The 19,738-nt window shown below is 35.7% G+C and carries 15 protein-coding genes and 2 pseudogenes; 9 read left to right on the top strand and 8 right to left on the bottom strand.

Going from position 1 to position 19,738, the window contains the following annotated elements:
• Positions 1-239: zinc ribbon domain-containing protein (locus KFD70_RS26630; RefSeq protein WP_431613480.1), on the top strand; the 239-nt coding region annotated here is incomplete at its 5' end.
• Positions 240-372: 133 nt separating this feature from the next.
• On the opposite strand, the gene KFD70_RS26625 is transcribed toward KFD70_RS26630, so the two are convergent.
• From KFD70_RS26625 to KFD70_RS26610, 4 genes are all read right to left on the bottom strand, one after another.
• Positions 373-2,229 carry an alpha/beta fold hydrolase gene (locus tag KFD70_RS26625; RefSeq protein ID WP_336454336.1) on the bottom strand — a complete coding sequence of 619 codons (1,857 nt, stop codon included), beginning with the start codon at positions 2,227-2,229 and terminating at the stop codon, positions 373-375.
• Positions 2,230-2,286: 57 nt separating this feature from the next.
• Positions 2,287-2,853: a TetR/AcrR family transcriptional regulator gene (locus KFD70_RS26620; protein WP_141525305.1), complete on the bottom strand. Its 567-nt coding sequence runs from the start codon at positions 2,851-2,853 to the stop codon at positions 2,287-2,289.
• Between the two features lie 242 nt (positions 2,854-3,095).
• On the bottom strand, positions 3,096-3,803 hold the full coding sequence (locus tag KFD70_RS26615) for an IS6 family transposase (protein ID WP_336454337.1): 708 nt from the start codon (positions 3,801-3,803) through the stop codon (positions 3,096-3,098).
• 195 nt (positions 3,804-3,998) lie between these two features.
• Positions 3,999-4,835, bottom strand: coding sequence for an alpha/beta fold hydrolase (locus KFD70_RS26610; protein WP_090920600.1), 837 nt, complete (start codon positions 4,833-4,835; stop codon positions 3,999-4,001).
• 682 nt (positions 4,836-5,517) lie between these two features.
• Here KFD70_RS26610 and ycaC point away from each other — a divergent pair.
• The 4 genes from ycaC to KFD70_RS26590 all read left to right on the top strand — a co-directional run bounded on the left by ycaC (position 5,518) and on the right by KFD70_RS26590 (position 9,448).
• Positions 5,518-6,165 (top strand): isochorismate family cysteine hydrolase YcaC, encoded by a 648-nt coding sequence (gene ycaC, locus KFD70_RS26605; protein WP_336454345.1) that lies wholly within the window; start codon positions 5,518-5,520, stop codon positions 6,163-6,165.
• A gap of 199 nt (positions 6,166-6,364) precedes the next feature.
• Complete coding sequence (locus KFD70_RS26600; RefSeq protein ID WP_018767758.1) at positions 6,365-7,009, top strand: hydrolase; 645 nt, start codon at positions 6,365-6,367, stop codon at positions 7,007-7,009.
• Complete coding sequence (locus tag KFD70_RS26595; RefSeq protein ID WP_336454338.1) at positions 7,006-7,599, top strand: antibiotic biosynthesis monooxygenase; 594 nt, start codon at positions 7,006-7,008, stop codon at positions 7,597-7,599. The genes KFD70_RS26600 and KFD70_RS26595 overlap by 4 nt, the downstream gene beginning before the upstream one ends.
• A 13-nt stretch (positions 7,600-7,612) precedes the next feature.
• Positions 7,613-9,448 carry an amidohydrolase gene (locus KFD70_RS26590; protein WP_336454339.1) on the top strand — a complete coding sequence of 612 codons (1,836 nt, stop codon included), beginning with the start codon at positions 7,613-7,615 and terminating at the stop codon, positions 9,446-9,448.
• A gap of 32 nt (positions 9,449-9,480) precedes the next feature.
• Here KFD70_RS26590 and KFD70_RS26585 read toward each other — a convergent pair.
• From KFD70_RS26585 to cypD, 4 genes and pseudogenes are all read right to left on the bottom strand, one after another.
• A pseudogene (locus tag KFD70_RS26585) lies at positions 9,481-10,185 on the bottom strand (IS4 family transposase); the annotation flags it as partial.
• A gap of 269 nt (positions 10,186-10,454) precedes the next feature.
• On the bottom strand, positions 10,455-11,324 hold the full coding sequence (locus tag KFD70_RS26580; protein ID WP_336454340.1) for an NAD(P)-binding domain-containing protein: 870 nt from the start codon (positions 11,322-11,324) through the stop codon (positions 10,455-10,457).
• Between the two features lie 97 nt (positions 11,325-11,421).
• Positions 11,422-12,003: a TetR/AcrR family transcriptional regulator gene (locus KFD70_RS26575; protein WP_336454341.1), complete on the bottom strand. Its 582-nt coding sequence runs from the start codon at positions 12,001-12,003 to the stop codon at positions 11,422-11,424.
• 446 nt (positions 12,004-12,449) lie between these two features.
• The gene (gene cypD / locus KFD70_RS26570) at positions 12,450-15,647 is read right to left on the bottom strand and encodes a bifunctional P-450/NADPH--P450 reductase (protein ID WP_336454342.1); all 3,198 of its coding nucleotides are present in this window, start codon (positions 15,645-15,647) and stop codon (positions 12,450-12,452) included.
• A 194-nt stretch (positions 15,648-15,841) separates the two neighbouring features.
• On the opposite strand from cypD, the pseudogene KFD70_RS26565 reads away from it, so the two are divergent.
• The 4 genes and pseudogenes from KFD70_RS26565 to KFD70_RS26550 all read left to right on the top strand — a co-directional run.
• Positions 15,842-16,106: pseudogene (locus KFD70_RS26565) on the top strand (hypothetical protein); the annotation flags it as partial.
• A 110-nt stretch (positions 16,107-16,216) separates the two neighbouring features.
• Positions 16,217-16,903, top strand: coding sequence for an IS6 family transposase (locus KFD70_RS26560; protein ID WP_336454343.1), 687 nt, complete (start codon positions 16,217-16,219; stop codon positions 16,901-16,903).
• A gap of 821 nt (positions 16,904-17,724) precedes the next feature.
• Positions 17,725-18,876: an anion transporter gene (locus tag KFD70_RS26555; protein ID WP_336454344.1), complete on the top strand. Its 1,152-nt coding sequence runs from the start codon at positions 17,725-17,727 to the stop codon at positions 18,874-18,876.
• A 392-nt stretch (positions 18,877-19,268) separates the two neighbouring features.
• Positions 19,269-19,738, top strand: a 470-nt coding sequence (locus KFD70_RS26550; RefSeq protein ID WP_431613479.1) for an RNA-guided endonuclease TnpB family protein, incomplete at its 3' end; no start/stop codon positions are given.

The raw sequence follows: 19,738 nt of genomic DNA, 5'->3' as shown, positions 1-19,738 counted from the left end.
TGTTGGAATATAAAGCAAAATGGTATGGCAAACAAGTTGTTGTGGTATCTAAAACATTTGCTTCCAGTCAGTTATGTTCAAATTGTGGATACAAAAACAAAGATGTTAAAAATCTAATAATTCGTGAGTGGGATTGCCCTTCTTGTGGCACACATCACGATAGAGATAGGAATGCAGCGATCAACCTGAAAAACGAGGCAATTCGTCTCTTAACCGTAGGAACTACGGGGATAGCCTAATCCATTAGAGTTCGATAGAACTCCGTACTTAGGAATCTCCCACTTCAAACAGTCCGTAAGGACGTTAAGTGGTGAGTAGTTCAATTCAAAGACACAACGATCTTACTACACACTTTTTATTTATCCCACACTCTCATCTGCTAGTATTACTATTTTTTATTACTAATGTTGCCGTTTCACTCGGATGGCTAAGAGGAAAATGATGGCCATATGGAACAAAATCAACCTTACCAAGATGTGATGGAGCAGAATAGCCTCTGTCATAATCCCCCCAAATAATGTGAAGATTATACTTTGTTACTTCATTGAAATCACCTTGATCGTTTTTCAGTAGTAAACTGTTAAGCTGAACCGTAGTATTTAAAATTCTAGGAGAAGTAAAACTGTTACTTATTTTTTCAATATAATGTTCAGGGATACTCTCCATACTTTCAAACAAACCATTACTTAATAAATATCGCCCTATCAAATTAGTAGTTGCCAGTTTTAATATCCATTTGTTCATAAATTGAGGAACATTTAGCGATTTAGCATTTTTTTTAACAACTGGTGGCTGAAGTAAAGTGATTGAATACTTCTTATCTATGTACTCTTGTACCAATGCTTCCAGAAGAATAAACGCACCGAATGAATGGCCAATTAGATGTGCACCATTAGTAGCTTTCTCCAATAACTTTTTCACTACATTCAAATAGATATCTAGAAGATTTTTCTCTTGTTTAAAAGGAGAACGTCCCAAACCTGGAAGATCCAAGATCCATACAGGTTGACCAGTTTTTTCATGAAGCTCTTGTGCTAAAGGAAATAAATCCTCTCCATCACTCAATAAACCATGTAATAAAATAAACGGTTTACCCTCTCCTTGTAATTGGTAAAGGGTAGTGTTATCGCATAATGTTCGTTTAAATAAATGATTATGCTGGCCATTTTGATACATCATTCGATAATCCAGATCAGCTACTACGGCAGGGAAAAATTTCATTACACTCGTCTTCTTAAACCAATCTCCTCCCATAATTTTTTTCGCTGAAACATTTGAAAATTTTCGTTTTGTAATAAAATTCAGTCCATCAGAAGGAATTTTTGTTATTTTACTTACTCCACTATTCATAATTGCTGTCATAAGTGGCATTGGGACAGAGATTTTTGGTGCCCTCATATTCATACTTTCCGACATAATACTTAATAATTCAGCAATGTTCTGATCGTGCTGTTTGTCTTCAACAAGTGTATATGTTTGAATAGTCGGTTGCTCCAATCTGAAAACCTGCACAATAAACTTCGCAAGCTCATCGTTTGAAATAAGTGGTAACCTATATCCCTTACCTCCAGGAATCACTGGCATGAGCCCTCTTCGTATACTCATCACAAGCAAACCTAATCCTGCTATCTGCTCTGTACTCCCTGTTTTACTACTACCGACTACAGTTGGGGGATTAATTACAGAAAGCGGATAACCTACTGCTGATGCCTGGTGACGGATATAAAGATCTGCTAAAAATTTTGTTCTCTCATATGGATTTTTTATTTTCAAATAATTGTTTCCTTCTTTAAACACATCAATTGCAATCTTGCTATTTTTATCATCAAAGGGACTCATATAACCTACAACATGAATAAATTGTTGCAAGCCCTTCAATTGATGAATACTTTTAGCTAATTCACTAATATGTTTGGCGCCATTTAAAAATACGGAAGCTGCCTCTTTACTTGTCACTTGAATATCCATGGGGCCTCCTGCGTGAATAATCACATCCGTTTTCAATACCCTCTCCTTATCTTCAGCACTTAGACCTAAATCTATTTTCGTCAAATCACCTTCAATAAAGTGCATAACTGCCTTTTTTAAGATGCCTCTTTCTTGAAAAAGGCGTGTTGCTTTACTTTTCGACCTCACTAAAAGAAGAATTTTAACATCCTCTTTGGCTAATTCTTTCACTAATTGCTTTCCAATAAAGCCTGTTCCACCAATTAAAAATACTGTTCTCATATAAAATCTCCTTTTTAGTACTATTTAGTACTAATTTGATGTAAAAAAAAGCTTCTTTTATCGAAGCAATTTTAAAAAATGATCTGCTGTTTTCGTGATTACAGTTGCATCCTTCAATGTTTCTGAAATAAATAACGCTCCTTCAAGATTTGTAATAAAAAGTGATGCAACCTCATCAATATTAATCGTATTTCTGAATTCTCCATTCTCTACCCCTTGTTTAAGTAATAGAGAAACTTTCTTTTGTAATTCTGTAAAAAAAAGGCCTATTTTTTCTTTTATTTGCGTGGCCTGTTTAGGACTTTGAATATAAAGAGTAATAAATGGACAGCTCCCCTTATACTCTCTCGACTGAACTCCTTGTGATAATTGCTTTAAAAACAGTTGGATACGATCTTCAACTAAAAATTGGTTCTGAGAAAGTACGTCATCAATTGCAGATTGATACATTTCAATCCAATAATCAACGACCCCTTCTAATAATACTTCCTTATTAGAAAAGTGATAATACACATTAGACTTTGAAACTTTGCTTACACGTACTAATTCATCCATACTTGTATAAGCAAACCCTTTTTCTAAAAATAATGTTGCAGCTACTTCAATCACACGTTTTTGATTCATTAATTTTACCTTTGTCATAACTAGAACTATATAGTACTAATTTAAATATTGCAAGTATTTATGTTAATTTAGAAAAAAAGTTTAACTAAAAAAGTTCCACTAACATTGATTTTAATGCAAAAAAATCTTATTTTGAATAAAGTTGAACTGAACCCTGAAATTGTTAATTCACTATCGTCGGTTCTGGTGCAAAAATCATTTGATAGAGGCATAGAAACCTGCATAGACTGTTCCATGGTAGATTATGATGCAATTCCAAATAATTTATGTATGAATCTAACTTCATTTTGGGCAGACTTCACCTGTAAGTGAAGTTGTCCTTTTTTCATCATATGCATGGCTTCAACACCACTCAATATAGAGATTGCTGTTTTAAATGACTTTAATCCTAACATAGAACGAACTCGTTTTTTAATAAATCGGTGGTCTTGTTCCACTATATTATTGAGATATTTAACTTGACTTAGTTGTATGCCTTCAGGCATATGTTTCTCTTCTTTCAACTCTTGAATCGCTACAGGATAGGCAAGGTTCTTATCTACAGTTATCACGCGAGGTTTAGAAACATACGAAAAAGCCAAGGCTTTCTTGAAAAAGCGCTTGGCTGCTTGCTTATCTCTTGATTTACTTAGATAAAAATCAATTGTATTCCCCTCTGAATCAACTGCACGATATAAGTACATCCATTGACCTTTTACTTTAATATAAGTTTCATCGACTCTCCACGAATCATTTGTTAATTTAAGATGATGTCGTACTTTCTCTTCTAATTGAGGTCCATATTGATGAACCCAACGCATAATGGTGGTGTGAGCCATTGATAATCCTCTTTCCTCCATCATTTCTACCAGGTTACGGAAGCTCAAATTGTACCGTAGGTACCACCTTACCGTTAATAAGATTAGTTCAGGCTGATAATGTTTCCATTTAAACAAATTTTCCTTTTCCATACTGATCACACCTTTTTTAGATTCATACTATCAGTATGTCCAAGTTTAGGAGATTACTTGCAAGAGCCTTGAATTTTTTGCACCAGAACCAAGTTAACGGGGGATTGCTGTTCTATATTCCTAGTAAGCTATTTTCGCACCAGAACCATTATTTTTGATATTGCTGTTGAACCGCCTCTGGTAGTTCCTTAAAGATTAGTCTTTTAAAAATGTTAATAATGCTTCATTAAATTCTTTTGCATGAGTTGCGTTTAATCCATGAGGACCACCCTGTATTAAAGCGAGTTTACTACCAGGAATGGAATCATATGTACGTTTTCCACTTAATTCAAAAGGTACAGTTGCATCAGAGTCACCGTGAATAATAAGAGTAGGTATATTAAACTTCTCCAAGTCTTTTCTAAAATCTGTCTTACTAAAGGCGGTAATACAATCAAGCGTTCCTTTAGGTGATGCACTGGCTGCAATATCCCAATTATATAAACGAAATGGCTCACTAACTAAATCTGTTCGATTACCAGCCGCGAAAAATCCCTTTGTAAATTCATCAAGAAATGCAAGGCGGTCATTTATCACACCACTTTTGAATTCTTCAATTGCTGCATCATCAAATACCCCATCAGGATGATCCTCTGATTTGTATAGATACGGAGGAACTGCTCCAGCAAAAACAGCCTTTTCAATACGATCTGTTCCATACGTACTAATGTATCGAGCTACCTCACCTCCGCCCATAGAAAAACCTATAAGCGTGACATTTTGAAGATCTAAATGTTCTAATAGTTGATGTAAATCAGAAGTAAAGGTATCATATTCATATCCTTCCCACGGCTGAGATGACTTTCCAAAGCCTCGACGATCATATGTTATAACTCTGTATCCAGCCTCAACAAGAGCGGGAACTTGGTATTCCCAAGATCGACCACTTAACGGCCAACCATGAATTAGTACAACTGGTTTTCCTATACCATGATCCTCATAATATATCTCAATTGGTGCTTGATTTTCGGTTCCTACAGTAATTTTTGCCATTCTTCTCCCTCCAATATAGACAATCTTTCTACCGAATACTGTAAATGCAGAGTCGATACGCTTGATTTATTAATCCGAGACTCGGAAGTAATTAGCAGAAAGTATGGATAAATCTGCATATTTTCTTTTTTTGATTTGACCTTATATTTCTTTTTCTGTAGAGAATCATGCATTTCCTGCTGTATACATGCAAAGAGCTTGTTCTCAATTCAATCGGATGGAAATTGGATGTAAACAACTTTAAAGATAAATTCTCATTGTTACTAATCTTTCGTAAGTTATCCCGAATTCGAGATTAATTATATTATAGTCAAAATATTGCGTCAATAATTCATTTAAGTTTTATTAAATTACTAATTTATTATTTCTCAACATGAGAAGTATGGAATTGTAAGGAACAAATTGTTAATATATAGATATCTCAATTTCGTTATTTCTTTTTAAAAAGAGTTTGTGTTTTGACACAAGCTCTTTTTTATTAGAATTTAGACACATTCTACATGATGAGTCTTGTCATCTTACAGCAATAGAGAATAAAAACCTTGTTCTAATCCTAAGTTTATGGATAAATTTATATTAACGATCAATTTATTTATAAACTAATCGTAACAAACGAAGAAATTTATGATACTATTCCATTTTTTAAACTTTCTTCGATTACTTAACTTTTTAGGAGGAATACATAACGTCTGATCTCTATTCTCGTATTAACAAAGATGATTCTGTTGTTCTTTTAGTGGATCATCAAACTGGTCTTATGTCCGGACTAGTACGTGACTATGGTGTTGATGAATTCAAGAACAATGTTTTAGCTCTCGCTCAAACTGCTAAGTTTTTTGATTTACCAGTTATTTTAACAACAAACTTTGAACATGGACCTAACGGACCTTTAATGCAAGAATTGGTTGATCTCTTTCCTCACGCACCAAAAATAGCTCGACCTGGACAAATTAACGCATGGGATAATGATGATTTTGTAAAAGCAATCGAAGAAACTGGAAAAAAACAACTTATCATCGCGGGCGTAGTTACAGATGTTTGCGTTGCTTTCCCGGCACTTTCTGCTATAAAAGCTGGGTATGAAGTATTTGCTGTTACTGATGCTTCAGGAACTTTTAGTAAACAAGTTGCAGATGCTGCCAATACTCGTATGGCACATAGTGGTGTGCAGCTTATGAACTGGTTTAGCGTAGCTTGCGAATTACAACGCGATTGGCGCAACGATGTCGAAGGTTTTGGCAATTTGCTTGCTAGTAATTTTCCAGGCTATCAAAATATAATTGGAAGCTATATGGGAGCTCAGCGAGATCTTAGTAAACAAAATGCATAAATGTATTCCAAAGAAATAGCTTTAAATCACTTTTTAAAAAGTGGATAGTATAAATTTAGCGCTGATTAAATCAGCGCTTTCTTTTAAATTAAAAAGTATAGCAAAGCTTTTATTTTTACGATTACAGCTTTAATTAACAGAAAATACATTACTTTTAAAAAACTCAATTTGAAACAATTAAAAAAAGGAGCGTTTTATTATGAGTAATTTAGAATTGTTAAATCCGGAGAACAGTGCATTAATTTTGATTGATTTTCAGCCTCAAATGACTTTTGGAGTTGCAAGTATTGACAGACAAACATTGATTAATAACGTTATGCTGCTTGCTAAATCAGCAAAAACTTTTAACGTACCTACTATTCTTACTACAGTTGAAACACGCAGCTTTTCTGGTTATTTTTGGCCACAAATTCTTGACATATTCCCAAACCATGAAATTATAGAACGTAGTTCAATGAACTCTTGGGAAGATCCAAAATTTGTTGAGGCAGTTAAAGCAACAGGTAGAAAGAAATTAATATTTGCAGCACTTTGGACTGAAGTTTGCCTTGCATTCCCTGTGCTTGAAGCAATTAAAGCTGGCTATGAGGTTTATGCAGTTGATGATGCTTCAGGTGGTACTAGTTTGACAGCACATAACGCTGCTATGCGTCGTGTAGAACAAGCTGGTGCAATTCCAGTGACAGCAATCCAAGTTTTACTTGAATACCAACGTGACTGGGCACGCAAAGACACTTATGATGCTGTTATGGAAATTGTAAAAGAACACACTGGCGCTTATGGTCAAGGCGTAGAATACGCATATACTATGGTGCATGGCGCGCTTCCAAGCAGAAAATTATGAACCAAGAAAGAGTGACTGTCGGAGAAACTCATACAGGGAACACAATGGATGTTAGCGGTCCAGTAACAACGATTGTTACATGGGAAATTCAAGAAGGTAGAGAAAAACAGTTTGAAACATGGAGACATGAAATCGAAGCTGCCGCTACTAAATTCCCAGGGCATTTAGGCATAAATTTAATAGTCCCCAATAACGGATCCAGAGAGTATACTGTTATTTTTCGCTTTGATACGTATGAGCATCTACGTTCTTGGCAAGAATCAGATATTCGTCGAGATTTGTTAAAAAAGGCAGAACAATTTCAAGCAACTAATCCAACTTACAAAACTGAAAACAGTTTGGCTTATTGGTTTGTTACTCCGAAAACGCCAGTTCCACCGCCAAAATGGAAAATGTCTATTGTTACTGTTCTTGGTGTATGGCCTCTTAGTATGTTGGTGCCTAAAGTAATAGGACCTATTATAAAAAATATGAATCCTATTATATCAGCTTTTTTTGTTTCTATATGTATAGTTTCCTTGCTATCATGGGTAGTCATGCCGATTCTCGGTAAAATATTTCATCCATGGTTACAGAATAATAGGAAGTAAATGAGGTGTAAACATGAATTTGCCGGATATGATCTTATATAACGGAAAAATCACTACCCTTGACCCATCTCAACCTGAGGTATCAGCTATCGCCATAACTGATGGTTTAGTCACGGCAGTAGGTGGAGATGAGCTTCTTGATAGTGCCACAGAAAAAACCCAAAAAATAGATCTTAAAAGAAAGAGAGCTATTCCGGGTTTGAATGACTCTCATATACACGTTATTCGTGGTGGTCTACATTATAATATGGAATTGCGTTGGGAAGGTGTACCATCACTTGCTATTGCTCTGGAAATGCTTAGAGAGCAGGCAAGACGTACACCTGCTCCTCAGTGGGTAAGAGTAGTTGGAGGTTGGTCTGAATTTCAATTTAAAGAGCGAAGGATGCCAACTTTGGAAGAGATTAATGCTGTTTCTGAAGACACACCTGTCTTTGTGCTACATCTTTACGATAGAGCACTTGTAAATCGTGCAGGGCTGCGTGCACTGGGATACACAAAAGATACCCCAGACCCTCCGGGCTGTTTAATTGACCGGGATAAACGAGGTAATCCAACGGGTCTTTTAATTGCTAATCCTAACGCTTCTATTCTTTATTCAAGTTTGGGGAGAGCTCCAGTACTTAATTTTGACGACCAGATTAACTCAACTCGCCATTTTATGCGCGAATTAAATAGATTAGGTATCACAAGTGCCATTGATGCAGGTGGCGGATTCCAAAATTATCCTGATGATTACAAAGTTGTTAAACATTTAGCCGAGAAGGATCAATTAACTTTGCGTATTGCGTATAATCTATTTACGCAAAATCCAAATCATGAATATGAAGACTTTGCTTCATGGGCAAAAATTGTTTCTCCGGGTCAAGGAAATGATAAGTATAAAATGAATGGTGCCGGAGAAATGTTAGTATTCTCGGCAGCCGATTTTGAAAAATTTCAAATGCCGCGGCCCGAACTAGCTACGGTGATGGAAGCTGACTTAAAGAAAGTAATTTCTCTATTGGTGGAAAACCGTTGGCCATTCCGTTTACATGCAACTTATGACGAGTCAATAACACGTTTCTTAAATGTTTTTGAGGAAATCAACAGAGAAATTCCTTTTAATGGTCTACGCTGGTGGTTTGACCATGCAGAAACAATCTCGGATCGTAGTATGGAACGTGTTAAGGCTTTAAATGGCGGTATTGCCATCCAAGACCGCATGGCTTTCCAAGGTGAATACTTTGTTGATTTATACGGAAAGGAAGCTGCAAAGCGTACTCCTCCGATTTATCGTATGCTAGACCTGGGTATACCTGTTGGCGCCGGTAGTGATGCAACCAGGGTTTCCAGCTATAACCCTTGGGTTGCTCTTTACTGGATGGTTGCCGGAAAAACCATTGGTGGTCTTTCGATATACGATGAAAAGAATAAACTTGACAGAAAAGTAGCTTTGGAACTATATTCCAAAGGAAGTGCGTGGTTCTCTGGTGATGAAGGTAAAAAGGGAACTCTTGCAGTAGGTCAGTTTGCTGATATTGCTGTATTGTCTTCTGACTACTTTACTGTGCCAGAAGAAGAAATCAAAGACCTTGAATCATTACTCACCATTATGGGTGGGCAGGTTGTTTATGGAAATGATGAATTTAAAAATTTATCACCTGAATTGCCGCCAGCATCACCTGATTGGGCACCGACGGGAGTTTATGGTTATGGTGGCGCTAACCTAGCCCACAATATACTTTCTCACGATGCCCATGATCACAAGTTACATAGTTGCAGTAACCCTCTCCATCAACACACTCATACCGTAATAGGAAAAGATGGAACTAAATGGGGTATTGGTTGTACTTGCTTTGCTTTCTAAATCAGAACCACCGGTCTAATGCCGGTGGTTTTCTTTGGATTATCATTCTTACGATAGATTCGAGAATTTAATTTCAAACATGAGACATAGTAGGCTTCCTTTTCATGAATCTTCTGTAAATCATGTAAGTCGAAATAACCTAAATCTCTTATGCACAAGTCTTTTGGTTGCATGGCTTGTAGGCTTTTTGAACCAAAAGTTTTATCATTTTCTCTTCCTTCTCCTACATAAACTTGGAGGAACTTTCCGCTCAATAGATCATACTCCAATTGAATTTTAACTCCTGCCGTATGGCTACTTCCACCGGAACCTTGATAATGTGAAGAAAACTTATCTGGAAGCTGAAATGTTGTAGAATCTAGAATCCGAATGTGCTTAAAAGTCGTGGTATATTGATGAATTATTTCTTGTGTTAAATAAATCCTTTGAGTTAGAAGGTTAGATAGAACTTGTTCAAGAAACTGTACTTCGGAAGCATTGAATCGTTGGTTAAGCCCTTCAGGGCTGATAAGAACACCTCTAGATACTTCGAGACAGCTACATAATTGTGTGAGTGATGTACTAGCGACCTGTTGACTAAGCCATACACATAAAGCAACTAACTCCTGTGCTTGATATTTACTTTTTCGCTGAACGAATCCTTTTTCTTTAGCTAGGTGTTCTAGAGCATGAGGAGACATATGTCGTTGTAATTCTTCAGCAATCAGTTGAAGTTCGTCAAGAATCGAAAAATTCATAAAGAAACGCCATCCTTTCCTATGATTCTACAGAAAGAATAGCGTATTTTTCATTTGAGGGTAATTTAATTTCGTTAGATTAATAGCAATTTGGCGAGATTATAACACAATCATCTCTATCTCTAAATTATAAATCATCACCTATTCAGTTAACTTTTTGATAGTAGGTATCACTGCAATTAATCAATTATTATACAGTATTTAGTATATTATTTTCAGTCTCAGGTTGAATCATGTATATAAGCTCAAGGATGATTAAAGAAGATTCTTTATTTCAATAATTGAGTAATTGCTGCTTCAAAATCACATTTTCCATATCCTGCATCAATAGCTGCTTTCATCTGATTTTCCATAACTTCACATACACTGGTATCAATGTTATTATCCTCTAATGTTTTCATTATCGTTTGGAGTCCATGCGTATGAACATCCAAGGATGCGACGTTAGCATCTTGGAATTTGCCAGTGTAGTTTTCTAGATTATCAGGCAAGTGTGTAACAAGTTGGTGCCCTACCACTGGAAGTGCTGCCTTGATATGTTTGCAATACTCGGAGATAGGTAATTTGTTTCGTATACAAAGCGCTGAACCTAGCAGGGCAAACCAATAGAGACCGAATTGCAGAGCTGACGTGCTCATCTCAATGATTTCTGCAAAATGAATGTCTGTCCCAACAAAATGTGGCGACGAAAGTGCCGAAAGTTGATCTTCAATTTGGTCAAAAGCCTCCTTGGGGCCAGAATATACAAGATATGCGCGATGTGTGCCAATATCGTGAGGATAACAAATAATCACACTTTCAAGGACGATAGCGCCTTTGTCTTTAATTATTTGCTGAAAAATTTGGGCTTGGGTTGGGGTTGTGGTAGTAGTGTTTACAATGATTTTCCCGTTGATAGCTTTCGATTTGCATTGTTCGATAACCTGCATTGCTATCCTATGATCTGGTAAGTTTAACAGAACGAAATCGCAATTCAGAGCGTCATTCAATGATGATTTGAACGTAGCACCTTCAGCAACAAGTGGTTCGGCTGCAGCGGGATTTTTATCGACAATAGTAATAGTGTGACCTGCTTTCATAAACGCTCGAATCAGTGCGCTTCCCATAACACCACAACCAACTACAGTAATTTTTGACATAAGCGACCTCCAATATGATTTATTTAGTCCATTTGGACTAAATAAATCATATTACTCATATCAAGATTCGTCAATATTTTTTGAAAAATTCAAAAAATCACAGCGTAATATTTGCTAGCACAGCATCTATTCTTGACTCATCTATCTTTTCGTGAAGTGAATAAATAAGAAGCCCATCGATAATGATTAAAACTGCTTCTGCCTTATATACCATATGGTCACCTTCGCCTCGATAAATCCCTTCCAAAACATGTTTGATGGACTCTCTCCAATCGTTATAAATATTTTTGATTGCAGACCTTATTTCCGTATTGTATTGACCCATAGTGCTTATTTGCGTGAAAGCCCACGATTGTTGTTGATGGCTTATCAAAACCATATCTTTGATGAAATGTTTTACTATCGTTTGTGAACTTTCGTTGAGATTGGTATTATTTTGTTTATACTTTATGTACCAATGCTCAATCTCCGTTTTATATGAAACAGCAAAAAATTCGATATAAGCCAGTAGAAGTTTCTCTTTTGTATTAAAATAATAGTTGATTTTTGAATGAGCGATTTTGGCCTTTGCTGCGATATCTCGCATAGAAACCTTTAGAAGAGGCTTTTCCTCTAGACATTGCTGAAGTGCATGCAGTATTTCTTGCCGTACCTGTTCTCTGTCAACAATAAGTGGCATATCCTTCCTTCTCCTTTTCTTATTTAATGTGCCTGATATCTTTTTCCAATCGATACCTCAACACATGAGATTATAGCACATTATTGACCTGTTTGATCTTGAGCATTTTTAAGTGTTTCTTTTACAAATTGATTTATTATTGCTTTGAATTGATACTAAGTTGTTGTTAATTTCCTTATTTAAAAAATGTAAAATCTATTTGGCTACAGTTGTCTACGAAAGTGCATTTTTGCTTTTGCATACCCATCAATCTAAGATTAAATAACTTTAGTTTCACATGAGTTTTTTTCTTTTTCTACAATATCAGTCCGATTTATTTAAAAACAGGAAAACCCCGTATTCAATAAAAAATACGGGGTTTTTATAAATCAGTTTATTTTGTTTAAAGTAACACTTAGTCGAAAGAAGTTCATGAGTTAAATATTACTTATCTAATTAAGAAGCATTTAGATTCCAGCCCAAACATCTTTTCCGTATCGCCCTTCATGTTGCAAATGATCCAACCAATTCCTTGCCTCTTGTTCACTGACTTCATGAATTTCTTGATATGCTTGACAAAGGGTATCTTCTACATCCGGAGCCATTTTACTTCCATCACCACATATATAAAGATGAGCTCCATTATCTAATAACGAAATTAAATTGATTCTATCTTGTTTTATTAAATGCTGTACATATGTTTTGGGATATCCTTCTAATCGAGAAAAAGCTGTGTGTAAAGAGATTAATCCATCTCTTTCATCATTTTCTAGTTCTGTACGATAGAGATAATCCTTTTCAGGATGACGACAACCAAAATATAGATGCGCTTGTCCTAAGTTAATACCTTTTTGCTTTTGAACACGACGCGCTTGTAAGAATCCACGGAATGGTGCAATTCCAGTACCTGGCCCAACCATGATAATTGGTGTTTCTGGATTTTCAGGTAATTGAAAGTTTGATTGTGGCGTTCGAATGAAACAGATAATCTCATCTTTATTATGACGCTGAGCTAAATAATTAGAAGCGACTCCTTCATATGTCCCTTGCCCGCTCCATGCAGGCGCATTAACAACACCGACCGTAATACTCAGACGATCCTGTGCAACGAGTGGAGAGCTTGAAATTGAATAGTAACGCGGTTTGAGCGCAGGAAGAAGTTCTAAAAAGCGTTCAAATCGGATTTCACAAGCCTCATACTTTTCAAGAAGAGCCAACATTGAAATACGTTTCTTTAATATTTGTTCATGATAAACTCCTTCTTCCAATAATGATTCCAATTCCCTTTTATGAGGAGGGCATGCTGTGAATGCCACCATTTCTCGTATTTGTGCTCGAGTGGCTGCTTCTTGAACTTCGACACTATAACTAAGAAGGTCAAATAAACTAACAGGACTGTCTAAAGGTATGTGATTTACACTACGCCCACTTGCGCTCAATATGACTTGATCCTTCCCGTTTAATCCAAAGCGTTTTAAAATTCGGTTGACATTTTTCTGGCTATTAATTGGCAGCACCCCAAGGTGATCTCCTTCTTGATACGTAGCGCCTTCTGGTAAGGATATCTCGATATGTCGAGTGCTTCTATCACTGCTGGATGATTGGAGTTCACGATTTTCCAATACAGATGCATAAACAGCTTCATATGTTCGCGCAAGAGGAGATCCTCCAAGACGACTGACAAATTGCAGACTCAAAGTACTGCGTTCTTTTTCCATATTTTTGTTGAGTTCCAATCCAAATGCCCTCATCGCATCAGACCACATGCTTTGTTTCCATTGCTCGAGCTGTTCCTCGAAATCACCACTTGCATCCGCTTCTCCACGTGTAGAAAATCTTGTTGCTCCTTTTTGAGCCATCTGCTCATCAATGTATCTTGGAATCCGCTGATAGGTACTAGCCCAATTATGATCTCCACAACCAAAAACTGCGTATTGAACACCTTTTAGCTCATCCGGTTTTAATTCCTCCAACCACTGTACAAACTGCTCTGCATTACTTGGCGGCTTTCCATTATAAGAAGAAGTTACGATAAGAACTGCTCCTTCTTTTGGCAAACTTCCAATTCGATCGTTAAGAGCCATCACTTCCGTTTGAACACCTTCTAAACTAGCTGTATCTGCTAGTTCTCTTGCAATTCCTTCTGCTACCCCTGTATCCGATCCATACAGAACAAGAAGCGAAAGATTATCGGCTCCAATAATAGAAGGAGTCTTCTGAACGTGCTGTTCAATTTCATGGTTTTTCAGCTTCTCCTCTATAGGTGCAAGAACAGTAGGATGGCTGATAGTTTGATTTCGGGGTAGAATCTGAATCTTAAAATCACCGGGCTTTAGCGTTAATGTTTGTTTTACGTCCAGCTGATAGTCTTGATAATCAATTAATTCAAAATGTTGAAGAAGCATTCCCATTACGAGAGTGGCTTCATGAAGTGCAAACTGCATACCGATACATGCTCGCTGGCCATTTCCAAATGGCTTATAAGCATGATGAGGAACTTTATCTGGATCTTCAAATCGTTCAGGTTGGAATTCTTCTACATTGTCTCCCCATGCGTCTTTATCCCTATGTAGTTGTGGAATAAGAACAGAAATACGATCTTCTCCTTTCTTAATTGGGTATTTCCCACCAATCACTGTATCTTCTTTTGCATAGAGACTGAATGCTGGAGCAGTAGGCCATAGACGTAGCGATTCATTTAAAATCATCCGTATATACTTAAGTTTCATCACTTGTTGGTATGTTGGAGTAGGATCTGTCAATACCCGATCTACTTCTTCATAGGCTTTTTTCAACTTATCCGGATTCTTTAATAAAAAGTAAATTGCAAAAGATAACAATCCACTTGTTGTCTCGTGCCCAGCTATTAAAAAAGTGATAATTTGGAAACGAATATTTTCATCATCCAATTTTTCACTAGTTTCTGGATCCTGCACATTTAACATACGGGAAAGTAAATCATTTTCTTCCTGATTTCCATTACTTTTACGTTCAGCAATAATATTATCTACTAAAGAAAACATGGTTTGGATATCATACTGAAATTGACGTTTCGTTCTCCACATAAGTTTATCTTCTATATCCAGTCGCTGTAATTGATGCATCGCCTCATCCAGAGCACGGCTCATGCTAGTAATAAAAGGATGAGGAGTCTCACGATAAAAGCTATTAAATCGATAATTAAAACCGCATAGACCAATTGTATCTAATGTAAGGCGGGTCATATCCTCTGGAACATCCACATTTTCATTCGGATTAAGTCTTGCCCATTTTTGAACGAGTTGTACGGCAATATCAACCATCATGGTGTGGTAATCTTTCATTGCTCGTTGACTGAAGGTAGGCATCAAAATATTATGAGCTTTTTTCCAGTTAGGCTCGTGAGTCTCGCTTGTAAATAATCCATCTCCAGCAAAGGCACGAACCTTTGCTAAAGCACCCTCTATACTTTTATCGAACCGTGTTTCGTCACAGACTTCTGCTACCAGTTCGTGTCCAGAAACGACAATGATGGCATCACTTAGAGTTTGAAGTCGAAAAATGGGACCATACTCTTCCGCTAGCTTGATAAACGATAGGGTCGGTTTATCTTTATTGATTAACGGGAGATTCCCCAGCGGTCCATATGTTTTCGGTTGAGGAATAGCAGATACTTTTTTTCCCATTAAAAACACCCTTTCAAAAAAGCATGAAATAAAATATCCCATTCAATAAAAAGATGATAGCAATTAATCACTTGGGATAAAGATATGTAATTGATTACCTTATTTTATCTTTTCCCTAACTATTCATGTTTATGATATCGGGTATAAGATAGATAATCTAAGCTTTCTATTGGCAATTAGATTTATAACTTACAAAAAAATACTTATATGAGGATGACGGTACAATTAATCGTCATTATTATGGAATGGCCGTCTAAAAAAACTAAAAGTATATGTACGGGCTGATGATGTTTCAATGGTGGGAAGTAGACAATAAAGATATTTTGAGAAATATCTGTTTTCAAAGAATACATGGAATCAAACAAAAGGAAATACAAGATTATCAGTTGGTTTATCATTCGAAGACGAACCAGCAGCCTTAATAAAAGATTAAAATGGTTACCTGCCAATTCCAACAAGTTTATCTTGAAAAGTAAAACTATTAATTTCACGCATAGAAAAAGAGGTTCTGTTGCAAAGTGTTTAAAACTAAGCTAAACTTTTGCAAAACAGAGTGAGGGGAATCATAAATGAGATATTTTAAAGGAAAACAATTCAAAAAAGATATTATTTTGGTAGCCGTTGGCTACTATTGTCGTTTTTCTTTAAGTTATCGTGATGTCTCTGAAATTTTGAAAGAACGTGGTGTTTCAGTTCATCCAACAACTATTATGCGCTGGGTTCATGAATATGGGCACCTGATTTATCAAATTTGGAAGAAGAAAACTAAAAGAGTGCAACTATCTTGGAAATTGGATGAGACGTATATAAAAGTCAAAGGAGAATGGTGTTACCTGTATCGTGCAATTGATAAAAAAGGGTACACATTGGATATTCAACTTCGTAAAAAACGAGATCATCAGGCTGCATATGCCTTTATGAAAAGATTAGTGAAAACGTTTGGAGAACCAACGGTTCTAACAACAGATAAAGCACCGGCATTACTTTGTACACTCAAAAAATTAAAGGAACAAGGCTTCTATAAACATACAACTCATTGTAGAATCAAGCATTTGAATAATCTCATAGAACAGGACCATAGACATGTAAAACGCCGCTTTGCCAAATCTGCAGGATTTCAAAGTCTTCGCCATGCTTCGCGCACTTTGAAAGGAATCGAAACGATTCATGCTATATATAAACGAAAACGAAGTTTGCAGCTAAACTTCGTTTTTTCAACGTACAATGAATTACAGCAATTACTCACAATTATATAGAATTCAGCTATACACCATCCTAACTTTCTATCTGTAAAAAAACTTTGCAACAGAACCTTGCGAAGTAATCGCTGCATCCTAAAAATCATTAAAAAGAGGTTGATGTAATATCAACCTCTTTTTATATCTGCAACAATATGGCCCAATTGTCGAATAGAATAACTGTAGCTTTTAACTTTATTACTTTTTATAAAGTAGAATTTTTTATGCTATCACTGTAACAAAAACGACCGTTTATGGTACTTGGTTGATTTTTAAAAAAAGCGTTAAAAACTCATCCATATTGAGTACCAAAACCCATATCCAAAAACAAACAAGTCTCCCTACTTTTCTCATAAAATCCTGCATACTTTTTGTCATGTAAAGTAATTGAAATCAAGGCTTGATAACTTTTTTCACTAAATTTTCAAAAAACATCATATTTGGTTTATATATGATATTATAAGTTAACAAAAAAACAATAGTTTTTCTCAGCTAACCCCCTAATGGGGTCCGGCCAACATTACACGGATTTACAACGTTAAGGGTTCTAAAAAGAAAAAATTCCTTATTTCAGTCACGCTAAGAACCTGTTTCTATATGTCATAAAGTGTTTTGCAGGAGCCACAAATAAAAAACACCTTATATTATTGTTGTTTTTTGAAAACGTTAGTCATATTATTCCATTTAAGAGCCGGATTATGGTACAACTATTTGACAAGAAAAGCTATTAAACTTATTGCAATCTATGGCCTTTGTTGGATATATATATAGAATGCTTATTTAGGGTGAGGATTGCCCTTCCGTTTCCTTCTATAAACATAGATTACAGGTGGTGCATTGTGAGAGAATTAATATTCGTCCAAAATAAAAAAAGACTTCTTATGAAATTTCTATTTTTAAAAAAGGATATAGTGCTTACCATTTCTCTGATACTAGCAGTGGTAAGCTGTTTTATATATTCGCCAAGGCTTGAATATATTAACTTTGAAGTGCTGGTTAGCTTATTTAATCTAATGGTAGCTATAAAGGCCTTTGAAGAGCTAAAATTATTAGACAAACTTGCCGTTGCTATATTGAATAAATGCAATAACAGCAGGTCAATATCAGTTATTCTGATTTTATTATGCTTCATTTGCTCCATGTTTGTAACGAATGATGTCGCTTTGCTCACTTTTGTACCAATAACACTTGTCATTAGTAAAAAGACACAAATGAATATGATGGATACAATCATCCTGCAGACAATTGCGGCAAATATCGGAAGCAGCTTGATGCCTATGGGGAATCCACAAAATTTGTATATCTATTCTTACTATGGAATTAAGCTCATCCCATTTTTGGGTTCAATCTTGTTATTAGCTGTGCTTGGCATCAGTTTGTTGTTTATATTTACTCAAAAACTTCATAAAACAGAATTAAAAATAGAACTTCCTGTTATTACTATAGAGGATCGAAAAAAAGCTACAGTCTGGATCCTGATACTTGTCATTATTATTGCATCTATTTTTGGAGTCATTAATTATTACATTGCGCTAATAATTACATTGGTGACAGTATTTATTTTAAATAGAAAATTATTATTTAAGATTGATTATTCTCTTTTGATAACCTTTGTCTGTTTTTTTGTTTTTATTGGAAATATTTCTAACTCAAATGCAATGGAGACATTTGCCCGCACTAATTTAAGAGGAGACACATCAGTCTTTTTTAGTTCCATATTTTTGAGTCAATTGATTAGCAATTTTCCTGCTTCAATTCTCCTGTCAAACTTTACTTCTGATTGGAAACCCTTATTATTAGGAGTAAATATCGGAGGGCTTGGAACAATTATCGCATCTTTAGCCAGTGTAATCTCCTATAAACTATTCATTCAGGCCAACCGTAAAGAGAGTAAAAAGTATTTAATCAAATTCAGTATTTACAACTTTTCATTTTTAGTCATACTTGCATGCATACAATACTTCATCTTTAAATTTCTAAAAATCTTTTAAAAAATAATTACCGATGGGAGTATAAAAACCTATAGTGTTCTTATTCCTTTTCTGAAGTAATGAAAAAAGCCCAATTTCTCAGCATTAAATTGAGAAATTGGGCTTTTTAATATCGGTACGCTTAAGGGGGATGACAGCCATTTCTTCTTTTTGAAGCCACTCACAAAAGTGGTCTTTTTTTATGCAATTTTACCATACCGAACTGGATTTCAGTGTAGTTTTTGTTTATAATCCATTATTTTTTCTTTATCGTTTTCCGACAGAAGACTCCTTCCTCAAAAATGTGAAGGTGTGAAAACACCAATTTTAGGTGGGAGATGAATGTCGGTAGGCGTAAGCCTACTTTTTTTAGTATACTGTAGGTATCCTACGAAAAAAGTGAGGTGCAACCCATGTTAGTAAATAAGGCATATAAATTTCGTATCTATCCAAATAAGGTACAAGAAATATTAATTGCTAAAACTATCGGTTGCAGTCGCTTTGTATATAATCATTTTCTTGCTCTCTGGAATGACACCTATAAAGAGACAGGAAAAGGATTAACCTATCCTTCTTGCTCTGCCGAGCTTACTCAATTAAAAAAGCAACAGGATACACTTTGGTTAAAAGAAGTAGATAGTATTGCTCTTCAATCCACATTAAAAAACCTCGCAGATGCTTTTTCGCGTTTTTTCAAGAAACAAAATGATATTCCACAATTCAAATCTAAAAACAATAAGGTTCAATCCTACACAACCAAGCAAACGAACGGCAATATTGCGATTGTAGGTAACAAAATGAAATTACCGAAACTTGGCCTTGTTCGCTTTGCCAAAAGTCGTGAAGTAGAAGGTCGTATTCTAAATGCAACGATTCGACGTAA

Source organism: Bacillus pfraonensis, from assembly GCF_050768835.1.
Lineage (GTDB): Bacteria > Bacillota > Bacilli > Bacillales > Bacillaceae_G > Bacillus_A > Bacillus_A pfraonensis.
Note: the sequence above shows the minus strand (reverse complement) of the source record. Positions and strands in the feature narration are given on the sequence as shown.